Annotated in this window: 11 protein-coding genes, 6 tRNA genes and 1 rRNA gene; 1 reads left to right on the forward strand and 17 read right to left on the reverse strand. The window is 42.9% G+C overall.

The features are described 5' to 3' along the window. Positions 1–72: 72 nt before the first annotated feature. From BM271_RS10495 to BM271_RS10535, 9 genes are all read right to left on the reverse strand, one after another. A complete protein-coding gene (locus BM271_RS10495) occupies positions 73–423 on the reverse strand; it encodes a DUF2200 domain-containing protein (RefSeq protein ID WP_046791399.1) in 351 nt (116 codons plus the stop codon). Positions 424–564: 141 nt separating this feature from the next. Next, positions 565–1,362, reverse strand: a complete 798-nt coding sequence (locus tag BM271_RS10500) for a SurA N-terminal domain-containing protein (RefSeq protein WP_046789281.1) — start codon at positions 1,360–1,362, stop codon at positions 565–567. Positions 1,363–1,586: 224 nt separating this feature from the next. Then, positions 1,587–3,308, reverse strand: coding sequence for an aryl-sulfate sulfotransferase (locus BM271_RS10505; protein ID WP_046789280.1), 1,722 nt, complete (start codon positions 3,306–3,308; stop codon positions 1,587–1,589). A gap of 321 nt (positions 3,309–3,629) precedes the next feature. Next, positions 3,630–4,319 carry a deoxynucleoside kinase gene (locus BM271_RS10510; protein WP_234960545.1) on the reverse strand — a complete coding sequence of 230 codons (690 nt, stop codon included), beginning with the start codon at positions 4,317–4,319 and terminating at the stop codon, positions 3,630–3,632. A 133-nt stretch (positions 4,320–4,452) separates the two neighbouring features. Further along, entirely contained in the window at positions 4,453–6,255 is a 1,803-nt protein-coding gene (gene glmS, locus BM271_RS10515; protein ID WP_046789278.1) for a glutamine--fructose-6-phosphate transaminase (isomerizing), read from the reverse strand. A 346-nt stretch (positions 6,256–6,601) separates the two neighbouring features. After that, positions 6,602–7,957: a phosphoglucosamine mutase gene (glmM, locus tag BM271_RS10520; RefSeq protein WP_046789277.1), complete on the reverse strand. Its 1,356-nt coding sequence runs from the start codon at positions 7,955–7,957 to the stop codon at positions 6,602–6,604. 31 nt (positions 7,958–7,988) lie between these two features. Continuing rightward, complete coding sequence (locus tag BM271_RS10525; RefSeq protein WP_046789276.1) at positions 7,989–8,924, reverse strand: CdaR family protein; 936 nt, start codon at positions 8,922–8,924, stop codon at positions 7,989–7,991. Next, positions 8,911–9,732 (reverse strand): diadenylate cyclase CdaA, encoded by an 822-nt coding sequence (gene cdaA, locus BM271_RS10530; RefSeq protein ID WP_046789275.1) that lies wholly within the window; start codon positions 9,730–9,732, stop codon positions 8,911–8,913. Before cdaA ends, BM271_RS10525 begins: the two co-directional genes overlap by 14 nt. Positions 9,733–9,755: 23 nt before the next feature. Further along, positions 9,756–10,703 carry a helix-turn-helix domain-containing protein gene (locus BM271_RS10535; RefSeq protein ID WP_046789274.1) on the reverse strand — a complete coding sequence of 316 codons (948 nt, stop codon included), beginning with the start codon at positions 10,701–10,703 and terminating at the stop codon, positions 9,756–9,758. A 164-nt stretch (positions 10,704–10,867) separates the two neighbouring features. Here BM271_RS10535 and BM271_RS10540 point away from each other — a divergent pair, with 164 nt between their 5' ends. After that, positions 10,868–11,341, forward strand: a complete 474-nt coding sequence (locus BM271_RS10540; protein ID WP_046789273.1) for an ArsR/SmtB family transcription factor — start codon at positions 10,868–10,870, stop codon at positions 11,339–11,341. 65 nt (positions 11,342–11,406) lie between these two features. Here the strand turns inward: BM271_RS10540 and rocF are convergent, their stop codons facing one another. The 8 genes from rocF to rrf form a co-directional block, all read right to left on the reverse strand. Then, complete coding sequence (rocF, locus tag BM271_RS10545; protein WP_046789272.1) at positions 11,407–12,318, reverse strand: arginase; 912 nt, start codon at positions 12,316–12,318, stop codon at positions 11,407–11,409. Positions 12,319–12,463: 145 nt separating this feature from the next. After that, a tRNA-Lys gene (locus BM271_RS10550) sits at positions 12,464–12,536 on the reverse strand. Between the two features lies 1 nt (position 12,537). Continuing rightward, positions 12,538–12,612 (reverse strand) — tRNA-Gln (locus BM271_RS10555). Positions 12,613–12,623: 11 nt separating this feature from the next. Continuing rightward, positions 12,624–12,707, reverse strand: a tRNA-Tyr gene (locus BM271_RS10560). A gap of 1 nt (position 12,708) precedes the next feature. Continuing rightward, positions 12,709–12,784: transfer RNA gene (locus BM271_RS10565), tRNA-Val, on the reverse strand. 6 nt (positions 12,785–12,790) lie between these two features. Beyond that, positions 12,791–12,862: transfer RNA gene (locus BM271_RS10570), tRNA-Glu, on the reverse strand. 30 nt (positions 12,863–12,892) lie between these two features. After that, positions 12,893–12,967, reverse strand: a tRNA-Asn gene (locus tag BM271_RS10575). Positions 12,968–12,992: 25 nt separating this feature from the next. Further along, a 5S ribosomal RNA gene (gene rrf / locus BM271_RS10580) occupies positions 12,993–13,107 on the reverse strand. Positions 13,108–13,309 lie beyond the last annotated feature (202 nt).

Consider the following 13,309-nt stretch of genomic DNA (forward strand, 5'->3'; position numbering starts at 1 on the left):
TATGCCATTCAGTTTCCCTTTTTTGGACTGTAAAAACACTTCAGGCTGTATGAAGACTTTTAGCCATCATACTTATTCCCGCAAAATCTTCTCCATTGCCTTACCTTTGGCAAGTTCATCAATCAGCTTATCCATATAACGGATCTCCTGCATGAGAGGTTCCTCTATATCTTCGACACGCACTCCGCAAATTACACCTTTGATCATTTCCCGCGAAGGATTCATATCCGGTGCTTCTGCAAAGAAGTTTTTGAAATCAGTGCCTTTTTCAAGATGGTCTTCCAGCTGTTTCTCAGTATAACCGGTCAGCCAGAGGATGATTTTATCCACTTCCTCTTTCGTGCGGTCTTTCTTTTCAGCTTTGGTCACGTAGTGAGGATAGACACTCGAAAATTTCATTGTATAGATTTTATGTTCCGCCACATCACTCAATCCTTTCATTTCATTGATTTACACAGGTTCAGTATACACCATATCCGCTATTAAAAAATCGCCGTTTTGAACATGTGTCCGAAACGGCGATAAACCTGCTTATTTAATTCTAATCCTGCTCTTCTGATACAATTACAGATTTACTTTTACGTCAGATTTCTCTTTCAGTTCCCCGGCAAGTTTCTGTGCCGCTTCACCTTGTTTCTGCATTATGACCTGCTCTTTGAGCTGAGGTTTCACTTCTTCAAAGGAAGGCATCTCTCCGCCGCCTTCTTCACCCTGCATTTGTGACATCTGTTCTTTCTGCTGATCATAAATCTTTTGCAATTCATCATCAGATGGTTCAATCTCACCTGTCTCTTCAGCGATCAGCTTATCCATCTTAACCTGGGTTTCAAGCTGGGACATCACTTCATCTTTTTTCATGCCCTGCTCTTCCATTGCAGCAAAGAACTCATCCTGCGACTTCATCTGATTCTTCTTAACAATGTCGTCCAGTGTTTTATTGACCTCATCTTCAGGAGCTTCAATTCCACGATTCTCTGTTTCCTGGGTCAGCAGTTCCTGTGACACCATGCCATTCGCGACCTGCTTCTTCAGTTCATCCTGATCCACTTTCTGACCGGACATCTGCTGCTGCATCGCAGCCTGTTGGAATTGGCCCTCATAAGACTGCTTGAATTCGTCTTTCGTCACTTCTTCGCCATTCACTTCAGCGACAACATCCGGAACACCTTCCATGTCGGGTTCAGGCATTTCCTGCTGCTGCCCTTCTCCGCCTTTTTCACCGCTTCCTGAAGCTGTCTGTTCCTGTGATTCCTGCTGATTCTCTGCGTTTCCTGTATCTTCTCCGGAGTCATCTCCACCGTCGCATGCTCCAAGTACGAGCATGGAAGAGGCGATTGATAATCCTGTTAACCATTTTTTCATAATTGATTCTCCTTATAATGCTTTATTGTCCGTCATTCTAACACATCACATTTCAATGTCCACTTATCGTGTGCCGACATGGAAAAATCCACATGAGAAATATGAACGTTCAGTGTCATATCAACAATCCAGGTGACTTGAATATCATTATACTGCATCCTTAAAAGCCCCGATCTGCTGCATACAGAATGGGGCTTTCAAGAGACGTATCAAATTGTTCAATTCTATTCTCCCAGAGTGAATCTTTCTGCCCATTGGTCATTGTATAATGAATTTCTTGAAGAGCGATATGCCCAGGCACCTTTACGGAAATTTATCATTTCTGCTTCGAATACAATTTCGGACTCCTCATCATGTGTCACTTCCACAAATGAACTTCTTTCCCCGCCATCGGTATGGCCGAAGTCAAGCAGTACAGTGTCACTGTCTTCCTGGTATCTGGCACTGCTGATAATATTTGTGAAATAGTCCTCTCCAAGTTCCTTGCCGTAAGTCCATACTATTTCTGCATCCTGCGTCTCTTCATTAATACGGTAATGTGTACCCGCACTGTATTGTTCCGATATTGACTCATCCCCGCGGGTAACAACTGTATTATTATCAAACAACAGAAGATCAATAGTTCCCGGATCATCGTCAAAGTCAGGCAGGATAGTGGCGTCATGCTGAGCAGCCGGATACTTGAAGTCTTCGCTCTCCCCTTCTACAAGGTATCGTTTCATTTCCTCATTCCATCCTTCGGGGTGGGCCAGTATCCATTTGATTTCTTCTGTGTGGTAATCAATTTTCATCACGGTATCCTGGTGTCTTCCGGATATGATGATGCTGTCATCATTTTCATCATATACGACGGAATTCTGATGGAACCAGTCTTTTAACCCATTGTCTTCTCTTTTTTCATATTCTTCGTAAACCTCTTTTGGGAACAGCTCTTTTAAATCTATCACTTTCACGACTTCCCCTGTCTCCCTGTCCATTTCTATCATCATATCTTCCATATATACACCACTGCCATCGTTGACAGTCAATAATAGGTTCCCGGATGGCAGTTCTGCAACATCATGGTGAATCAGAGTGGAATCCAAACCTTCCGCTTCTCTCTCTGCAGCCTTTTCACTTATTTTAAAAGCATTGTGTACCTTGCCGATATAAGTCGTTTCAAACAGGCGGTTATAGGCACTTCCGCTGTTACTGTCTTTCCCCAGATAAAGCAGATTCCCATCATCCAATTCCTGAAGGACATGGCTGTTAAATCCAGATCCGTACCACCGTACGTCACCATTGGCATCAAATGCAAATGCATACCTTGTACTCGGGATATAGAAAGTCAGTTCACTTTCCCCGAGTTTCATTTTTTCAGTCTGGGCTTTTTTTATTTCAATCGTCGGCATTTCCTCCGGGAGATCCTTCGTAGTTAATGTAAAGGTATGTGCAAGTGTTTCCCCGGATTCCGTTTCTGCAGTAATCTCTACAATATTCGTATAGCCTGGATACAATCCCACGACAGGCAGCTCATGGTGTGTTCTGTATTCCGTCATGGTTTTAGAAATATCGGATGCATCATCTTTCCCTTTCACCGTGAAAGAGACCTGTGCAGCTTCTTCCGTGTCAAATATTACTAATGCAGACAAAGGGCTCCGGTTGTACGGATCAATGTTCACATACGGGTTATTCAGACTGCTTCCTTCACTTGCTGCCAGAATCCCGGCTTCCAGCTCCTCCTGTGCCACAAGTATATTTTCTGCCTTTTCCGGCGGGAAATTGTAGTCCATTTCCTCCTCGGCTCTCTGTTCACTTTTTGTGTCTGCAGTATCCGGCTGGTTCTGAGTTTCGATTGATTCCTCCGGAATTTCTCCATTATCATTACCCCAAAAAACAACAGCAGTTATTACAAAAACAACCGCGAATCCAATAAATATCATGATTCCTATGTTCTTTTTATTCATATGTATACTCCTCACCCTCGTTCCACTTTATATGTAAAGTACAGGACATAGAACACGTTTATTACCACCTTACCACTACAGAAACATAATATAAACACGATTTCCATAAAATGTATCTTAATTCCCAAATAAGCCCCTGCCTTATTGGCGGTTTAAATAGCCAGTATTCCTTTAAAAAATGGATAAAAAAAAGATGGCCGTTTCAATATCGGGACCATCTAGTTATTACACAGTTATCCTTATAAAATTTCGTCTTAAATCCGCTTCAAATCCCGGATTCCAGTATTGTTTCCAATGTCCTTTGGATTAAATATTGGAAAATCATTCCAATTCTTCAGGGAATACAAATCCTCTATCTCTTTTCAATGTTTCTTCAATGCCATCCAGCACTTCTTTTACATCCTCCGGCTTGTAAATATCCATCTTATCAATATCTATGACATAAACAGGGGATATGTTCCTTTCCAGATATTCTTCCATAAATTCATTTTCATACAGTTCATATAGTTTCTGATAGTATTTATATAATTCCGGATTACCATCAATCTGTTCAAATGGTCTCCCGCGGTTTTTGATCCTTCTCATGATTTCATCAAACGAGCCATGCACCATCACCATCAGATCCGGTGATTTTTTAAATAAAACCTGCTGTTTATATAAATCAGCCAATTCCTCCATCATATTTTCATGTAATTCCAGATATGTAGCGTACTCTGCCTCATCCATTGAGCCGTTTTCATACTGCAGCCTGGCAAATATCATGGCATCTTCATAAATGGAACGATCCAACACTGAATTCGGATGCGCCATCGCTTCTTTGATGGCGCTGAATCTGTGATTCAGGAAAAATATCTGTAGGTGAAAACTGTATCTTTCCGGATCTGCATAATATTTTTCGAGAAATGGGTTGCCGTCCACTTTTTCTTCCAATAAATCGACCCCAAAATGTTTTGCGATCACTTTCCCCCATTCTGTCTTCCCTGCGCCTATAGTTCCTGCTAATGTAATCAAATGTCCTTCACCTTTTCCATAGTTCATAATTTTCACCAAACATATTCTAATTTATTCTTTTGCATAGTAAAAGCTCCGCTCATCATTCAGATGATACGGAGCATCTTACTGTAGTTTCATATTTCATTGTTTTTTATTCCACTGTAACGGACTTGGCAAGATTTCTCGGCTTGTCCACATCGTTGCCGCGGTGCAGTGCCGCGTAGTACGCGATAAACTGGTACACGACTACCGATACGAGCGGTGTAAGCATTTCATGCACATGCGGTATCACGTAAGTGTCTCCGTCCTGCTCTAGCCCTTCCATGGATACCATGCACACTTTGGCACCGCGTGCTTCAACTTCCTGCGCATTGCCGCGGATGTTGAGGTTTATTTTTTCCTGGGTTGAAAGTGCGAATACAGGTGTATTCTCTTCAATCAGTGCGATCGTACCGTGTTTAAGCTCTCCTCCGGCGAATCCTTCCGCCTGGATATAGGAAATCTCTTTGAGCTTAAGCGCACCCTCGAGGCCGACATAGTAGTCCATCGTCCTTCCGATGAAGAATGCGTTTCTCGTTGTTTCAAGATACTCATTGACGATCTGTTCGATCTGCGGTGCATCATCAATGATGGCTGTAATAGCTGTCGTGACTTTCGCGAGTTCTGTCATCAGATTGATGCCTGTATCTTTTCCAAGTTCCCGGGCAGCGACCTGCGCAAGGATGGAAAGGACCGCAATCTGTGCTGTATATGCTTTCGTTGAGGCCACTGCGATTTCCGGCCCTGCATGCAGGATGAGCGTCTGATCCGCTTCACGTGACAGCGTTGATCCCGGCACATTAGTCACTGTCAGAGACTGATGGCCGAGCTTCTTGATTTCTACCAATACGGCACGGCTGTCTGCCGTTTCCCCGGATTGTGAGATGAAGATGAACAACGGTTTTTCAGAAAGCATCGGTGTATTGTACACGAATTCTGAAGCCACGTGCACTTCTGTAGGTACGCCCGCCCATTTCTCGAAATACTCCTTGCCGATCAGCCCGGCATGATAACTTGTTCCCGCAGCAATGACATATAGTCTGTCTGCATCTCCCAGCTGCTTGATGATCGCCTGATCGATTTTGAGGTTTTCATCCTCATCCTGATATTCCTGGATGATTTTTCTCATTGCTGCAGGCTGATCATTGATTTCTTTCAACATGTAATGATCGAAGGTTCCCTTTTCAATATCGCTGGCATCAATTTCAGCAATATAGGAATCCCTTTCCACAACATGCCCAACTTTATCTTTGATGATGATTTCATCTTTTTTCAGGAGAACGATTTCTCCATCCATCAACTCTACAAATTCATTTGTAATCTGCAGCATCGCCATCGCATCTGAAGTGATGACATTGAAGTCTTCCCCTTTGCCAAGGAGAAGTGGAGATTTATTCTTAGCTACATAGATTACATCCGGATCCTCTTCATCCAACAGTCCAAGTGCATAAGAACCATGAAGTTCATTTAAGGTTTTATTGAATGCCTCTTCTGTCGTCATGCCTTCTGCTGCGAATTTCGCAATCACTTCAACAATGATTTCAGTATCGGTACTGGAAACCAGTTCGACATCCGGTATATATTCAGCTCTGAGTTGCTCATAATTTTCTATGACACCGTTATGGACAAGTGTGAAACGGCCGTCTGTACTCTGATGCGGATGGGCATTGACGACGTTCGGCACACCGTGTGTCGCCCACCTTGTATGCCCGATTCCAACTGTAGCATCGAAGTCCGTATCCACTTTCTCCCTCAGGTCTCTAATACGGCCTTTCTCTTTAAAAACTTTTATCTCTTCATCATTTCTGACCCCGATTCCTGCAGAGTCATAACCACGGTATTCCATTTTCTCCAGACCTTTGAGCAAGATCTCCTTTACATCATCGTTTCCGATATATCCTACAATTCCGCACATATGCCAACTTCCTTTCCGCTTGTGTCTTAAGTTCCGGTGCTCTGTCCTGCCAATCGCTCAACAGTTTTAACATCCGTTTTTACGAATACTTCAGTATCCGGGACAGTATCCGCCGAAAATCGATGACTGTCCTCCTCGTCAGCAGATGACATCTCACCTGCTCAGGCGCTATTCCGATTGTATTAACTCCCTTACCCTCCTTTTTAGTCAGCATTCACATTGTAAGGGAAATATGTATATACTGCAACATAAAATTATCGTATAAAGTCTTCCGGAACCGATATTTTTTATTTTGAAATAAAAACTGCCGCCCTGGAATTTCCGGAGCAGCAGGATTACCGTTCTCTTAGTCATCCAGACCCATTTCAGCCTTGACGACTTCTGCGATATCATTGCTGTACTTATCAGCCAGTTCTTCAGTTTCAGCCTCTACCATGACGCGGACAAGTGGTTCTGTACCGGAGGCGCGGACAAGAACGCGTCCATTACCGTCCATATCCGCTTCCACTTCGTCGATTTTTGCAGAAACGACATCGTTATTCACGACATTGTATTTATCCGTTACACGCACGTTGACGAGCTCCTGAGGGAATGTCTCAACCTGTGCAGCCAGTTCACTCAGTTTTTTGCCGGATTCTTTAACAATTGCCGCAAGATGAACACCGGTCAGGAGACCATCACCTGTAGTATTATAATCCATCATAATGATATGGCCGGATTGCTCGCCGCCGAGGGAATATCCTCCAGAGCGCATTTCTTCGACTACATAACGGTCTCCGACCTTCGTTTTGTCACTGTTCAGTCCATGTGCTGCGAGAGCTTTGTAGAAACCGAGATTACTCATGACAGTTGAAACCACCATATCATCCTTCAGCATATCTATGGATTTCAGATGCTGTGCAAGAATGAACATGATCTTGTCCCCATCGACAATATTGCCGTTTTCATCTACAGCAATAATACGGTCGCCATCGCCATCGAAGGCAAGGCCGAAGTCCGCTTCCTGCTCTTTAACTAATTCAACGAGTTTACCGGGATGTGTAGAGCCGACACCTTCATTGATGTTCGTACCATCCGGATTACATCCCACTGTCACTGTGTCTGCCTCAAGATCCCCGAAAAGATAAGGGGCAAGTGAATATGTGGATCCGTGTGCGCCGTCAAGGGCGATTTTCAAGCCTTCCAGGTCTGTATCGATTGTAGACTTGAGATAGCTCACATATTTCTGTCCGCCCTCAAAATAATCGGATTTATGACCCAGTGCTGTACCGCTTGGTCTCGGAAGCGTGTCGTCTTCCGCATCAAGAAGTTTCTCAATTTCCTCTTCCTGAGTATCTGAGAGTTTAAATCCATCTGAACCAAAGAATTTGATCCCATTATCAGCCACCGGATTGTGGGAGGCAGAAATCATTACACCTGCATCTGCCTCCATTTCTCTAGTAAGATATGCAACACCCGGAGTAGAAATGATTCCGAGGCGCATTACTTCCGCCCCCATGGAAAGAAGTCCGGCCACGAGTGCCGATTCCAGCATTTCACCTGAAATACGTGTATCGCGTCCTACCAATACGGTCGGTTTATCTTCTTCTTTTTGTCCGGACAGGACATATCCGCCAAATCTTCCTAATTTAAAAGCCAGTTCCGGAGTAAGTTCCGTGTTTGCAACGCCTCTTACTCCATCAGTACCAAAATATTTACCCATGTCGTTCTCCTTTTTCTTTGTGTTGTATTAGTTAATCTTCGGTTATTTCGATGTCTGCCTGAAGGACTGCAGGTTCGGTCTTGCTGATATCTTCAGGCAGCTCCATCTCGATATCTTTCGTTTCCGAATTACTCATATCATCGACATTCACTTCGACATTGATGGAATCGATATTCGCAAGGACTTCCTCGCTTCCGAATACTGTCACATTTTCATAGTTGAGTTTGACATCTTCCAGAGTATGGCCTTCTGCAACATCGCCTATCACTTCATATTCCACAGGCACTTCCTTGCTGCGCTCGTCCACCGAAATTTCAACTCTCACATCAGTAGGGTCTATCCGCACATCAAGCTTGTTGAATTGTGAGTCAAATACACTGACTTCTGCTTCCTCTACACGATCTTCTGTGATTCTTGAATTATCATTTAAAGTGGCACGTACATATTGTATACGATTCATTTCACTTTCTCCACCCATGACAGTAACCGTACTCGGAATGACATTGACCTCAGAAAGCTGATGATTCGGACCCACCCGGCTTTCACTCACTTCAGCCTGCACCTCGAAAGTTCTTGTGACCAATTCCTGGATATTGATATTTGCAGTCTGCGGAACGACTTCAGCCGTAACATTCTCCGGCAGCCCTTCCACTGTGAAATGTTCTTCATATTCCCCAACATCACGGTTTCTCAAATCAAGGTAAACATTGAAATCGCGCGTTGTCTGAAGTCTTTTTACATTGGAGTTGTTTCCGAACAGCTGAACATTGACTTCAGACGGTGCCCCGGAGACATAATAATTATCTTTATTATATAATAATTCCACCGGTACTCCTTCAATCATCTCGGATTCTGAACTTTCATTTTCATCATTGAATAAATTATCAAAAACATCATTGACCGAAAGGAACATGAACAATGCGAGAACCAGGGCGACAAATCTCAAACCCCATTTACTTTCTAGCAAACAGTCCGCCTCCTTCCTTCAATTCAGGGAGCAGGCTCCAATGCGTTTTCAACATGGAATCGAGCTCTTCGAGTGATATCTCCCTTGTCAGCTTACTGTCGTGAGTCACCGAAATATTTCCTGTTTCTTCAGAAACCACGATTGTAAATGCATCAGTCACTTCTGATACTCCCACAGCTGCCCGGTGCCTTGTACCGAGGTTTTTGGCAATTTTATTACTGTCTGACAACGGCAGGTAACTTGCTGCTGTCGCAATCTTGTCTCCCTGTATAATCATCGCTCCATCATGCAACGGAGTGTTGGGGATGAATATATTGATTAAAAGTTCTGATGAAATATTCCCGTTGATGGGAATACCTGTTTCGATGTAATCTTTGAGCCCTGTTTCTTTTTCGAAAACAATGAGGGCTCCGATACGCCGTTTTGCCATGTATCTTATAGATTTTACCATAGCTTCACGCATCTTATCGTGCTCGGGAGTGTCTCCCGCATTACTCGTACGGAAGAGACTTCCCCGGCCAAGTTGTTCAAGCGCCCGTCTGAGTTCCGGCTGGAAGATAACAATAATCGCCAAAAAACCCCACTCTAAAACGGTATCGAACAGCTGTGTCGTCGTAGCAAGATCGAAAAAATTACTGAGTGCACGGCCGATTAAAATGAAAAATATCCCTTTAATCAGCTGGATGGCTTTTGTACCTTTCATGACCGTAATCAGAAGATACAGTACATACCATACAATCAGTAAGTCGACAATGCTCGAAATTATGGCTGCCGTGGTGATGTTTTCAAAAAGATTACCTGTCTGCATATTGCCGTCCCTCTCTCAATATTTCAAATAAAATCCAAACGTTTATCCAACACATCATATATACCGGATAAAACTGTATCTCCCCTGAACATGCTTTTTTCTATCCTTATACTTTTGAACCGGCTTTCGCATTCTCTGATGTTTCCAATTTTATAGCTTGCATAGCAATTCAGAAGCACCATGGAAGGTTCATTGGACTGACTCGTGAACTTTTCCAGCCGTTCAAAAGATTCCAGCATTGCCAGATTTTTTGCTTCAAGCAGGTTGAATTCTGTTTTTTTGTAATCAATATGAAGAATTTCCGATTGTTTCTTCAGCCTGTCAAGAAACCTGGAGGACGTAAAATATTCCTTCTTGATATGATAACATGCTGCAATTTCAAACATGATTCTTATGATCCCCAAATCCAGTTCCGTAAGCCTTAAAATGATGTATAAAGTGTCTTCCAGGAGATCCAGTGCCTCTTCCACTTCATCTTTTGCTATGAGTATCCTCGTCTTTAAAATAATTGCATCTATATAGGACTGATTTATCGATACTGTTGACAGAAGCTGCAATGCACAATCCACATGATGCTTCTCTTTTCTCAATTCACCAGTTTTATTATAGTATTTTGCATAGATTAAATGGATGCGCCCACTGTCCTGTGAAGGAATCTGATCAACCGTCTCATATTCTTTATCTATAAAAGAAATTACAGACTGAAAATCATCACTTTCGATTTTCTGTTCATAATAGGCAATTTCCCGGAGTATTTCCACATCGTTATACCGGAAATGGGACACCTCCTGCATAAAGTCATTGACTGAGCAGTTCAGGCGCTCACTCAACTTTATCAGGACATTGGTAGAAGGATGCACACTGCCCTTCTCTATCAGACTGAGATAGGTTCTCGAGATGATGCCATCGGCTAACTCTTCTTGTGTCAAATTATTATTATTGCGTATTTCTTTAATTCTCTGCCCGATCATAGTGGTGCCCCTTTCACTGTAGTAACAGTTACATCATACCAAATTCGCAATAATGCAACAAATGATTAAAAGGCTCTCAACTTTTGTAAATAGATGTTTATTTGATTGACAAGCTATTTACAGTTAATCATACTATAAATATATCTCATAAGGGGTGTTTCTTCATGAAAAAATTATTGGTTATTGATAATCTTGCCCAATTGAAAAGTGTCAGTGACCCGTTCAGAATCGAACTCCTGACTATGCTTGGAGAGAAGCCGAAAACAGGGCAGAATCTTGCAGATGAACTCGATATACCCCGGGCCAAAATCCACTACCATCTCAATGAGCTTCTCAAGAATGGCATCATCCATGTGGTAAAGACAGAAGAGAAGAACAGTATCATACAAAAATTTTATGAGCCTGTCGCAAAAAAAGTCGTACCAAATATCGATCTTTTGAAGTATGTTCCTGATGAAAAGAAAAAAGACAGCATGTCCTACAACTTGAATATTAAAGAGGATGATCTGAAACAGTTTAAAAAAGACTTGAAGAATTTCGTAAAGAAACACTCTGAAAAGAAAAGCACCAAAGGAACCGGTGAATACAAAGTGCAAATCATGCCTTTAGGGGATGACAGCAATGAAAATGAAGATTAAACACAATATTTTAAGGGATAACATCCAATGCAGATGATATCCCTTTTTTATATGGTTTGTTTAATTTAAAGCTGTTTTTTACCGAACAGGAAAGAAGCAATTTCCACAGCTTTTTCAGCAGTCATATTCTTCTCGTCAAGCAATGGATTCACTTCTACAAGATCCAAAGATGTCACAAGTTCAGAATCATTAAGCATGCTCATTGCAAGTTGTGTTTCAGCCAATGACATGCCTCCGTTTACAGGTGTTCCTGTTCCCGGTGTTTCCATAGGGTCTAGTCCATCAACATCAAGGGAAAGGTGCAGACCGTCCACTTTATTTCCCAAGTAATTTATCGCTTCTTTCATGACATTGGCCATTCCTTTTTCCTTTATATCCGTCACAGTAAAAGTAAGTATATTATTTTCTTTGATGTATTCACGCTCACCTACATCAAGATCTCTCATTCCAATCAGAACAACATTTTCCGGTTTCACTTTTGCCCCTGGCTGATGAAGGTTGACGAGGCTTTCATGGCCGACGCCACAGGCAACCGCAAGCGGCATGCCGTGTATATTACCCGATGGAGAAGTTTCACTGTCATTCAAGTCACCATGAGCATCAAACCATATCACACCAAGATTTTCATAATTGGGACTGATTCCTGCTATGGAACCAATTGATAGAGAATGGTCCCCGCCAAGTATTAAAGGGAACCGGCCCAATTTAACCGAACTCTCAACTTCTTCAGCCAGTTCAATACTAAAATCTTTTACCTGCTCGAAATTAAGAAGCCCCATTTCTTCTTTCGCCGAGTGGAGGGTTGGATCTACTTTATACTGACCTGTAATGTTTCCTTTATCTTCAACATTCATACCCTGAATTTCCAATGCTTTGACAAGACCCGCATATCTGATTGCGTCCGGTCCCAAGTCTACTCCCAGTTTCGGCTGCCCGAAGGAAGTGGAAGCCCCGATAATATCTACTTTATGATTCATAAAATATCCCCTTTTTAAATCAAGTATAACTCTAAGTTTATACAACATTGGATTTTTATGCAATGATTTATAAAAATGTAAAAACAGTCGATATAATGCATAAAAATAAACAAAAAAAGCATCTTCCTGAGAAGATGCCTGAAAATGAGCCATAGAGGATTCGAACCTCTGACCCTCTGATTAAAAGTCAGATGCTCTACCGACTGAGCTAATGGCTCATGGCTGGGCTAGAAGGATTCGAACCTTCGCATGACGAGACCAAAACCCGTTGCCTTACCGCTTGGCTATAGCCCAATAAATTATAATGGTGGAGGGGGGCAGATTCGAACTGCCGAACCCGAAGGAGCGGATTTACAGTCCGCCGCGTTTAGCCACTTCGCTACCCCTCCGTGGTGGAGAATGACGGGTTCGAACCGCCGACCCTCTGCTTGTAAGGCAGATGCTCTCCCAGCTGAGCTAATTCTCCAAATGATGACCCGTACGGGACTCGAACCCGTGTTACCGCCGTGAAAGGGCGGTGTCTTAACCGCTTGACCAACGGGCCAATATGCAATATGTATTTTAAACAAAAAAATGGCTCCACAGGTAGGATTCGAACCTACGACCGATCGGTTAACAGCCGATAGCTCTACCACTGAGCTACTGTGGAAAACTATAAAATTAAAAAAATCACTGCCCGGCAGCGTCCTACTCTTGCGGGACGTCAGTCCAACTACCATCGGCGCTGGAGAGCTTAACTGCTGTGTTCGGCATGGGTACAGGTGTGGCCTCTCCGCCATCGCCGCCGGACAGTGAATTGCTTTACCTCAAGCCCTGAATCATCAGGATCAAGGCGGTTCGACTGCTGTCGAACGAATGTCTATTCCGTTCTCCACGCATTGGAAATGCAGGAGAAACTACATATACATTCAAAACCGGATAGAAGCAATAATTCGCGCAGAAACCGAAACACGGTTTCTTCATCAATTCTGAATAAGTCATCGATCGATTA

This window comes from Salinicoccus halodurans, assembly GCF_900114445.1.
Classification (GTDB): domain Bacteria; phylum Bacillota; class Bacilli; order Staphylococcales; family Salinicoccaceae; genus Salinicoccus; species Salinicoccus halodurans.

Bases quoted from the DNA above. Each gene is read 5' to 3' on its own strand.
- rocF (WP_046789272.1), bottom strand. From the start codon at position 12,318: ATGAATCATAAAGTAGATATTATCGGGGCTTCCACTTCCTTCGGGCAG.
- glmM (WP_046789277.1), bottom strand. From the start codon at position 7,957: ATGGGTAAATATTTTGGTACTGATGGAGTAAGAGGCGTTGCAAACACG.
- BM271_RS10535 (WP_046789274.1), bottom strand. From the start codon at position 10,703: ATGATCGGGCAGAGAATTAAAGAAATACGCAATAATAATAATTTGACA.
- cdaA (WP_046789275.1), bottom strand. From the start codon at position 9,732: ATGCAGACAGGTAATCTTTTTGAAAACATCACCACGGCAGCCATAATT.
- BM271_RS10500 (WP_046789281.1), bottom strand. From the start codon at position 1,362: ATGAAAAAATGGTTAACAGGATTATCAATCGCCTCTTCCATGCTCGTA.
- BM271_RS10505 (WP_046789280.1), bottom strand. From the start codon at position 3,308: ATGAATAAAAAGAACATAGGAATCATGATATTTATTGGATTCGCGGTT.
- BM271_RS10540 (WP_046789273.1), top strand. From the start codon at position 10,868: ATGAAAAAATTATTGGTTATTGATAATCTTGCCCAATTGAAAAGTGTC.
- glmS (WP_046789278.1), bottom strand. From the start codon at position 6,255: ATGTGCGGAATTGTAGGATATATCGGAAACGATGATGTAAAGGAGATC.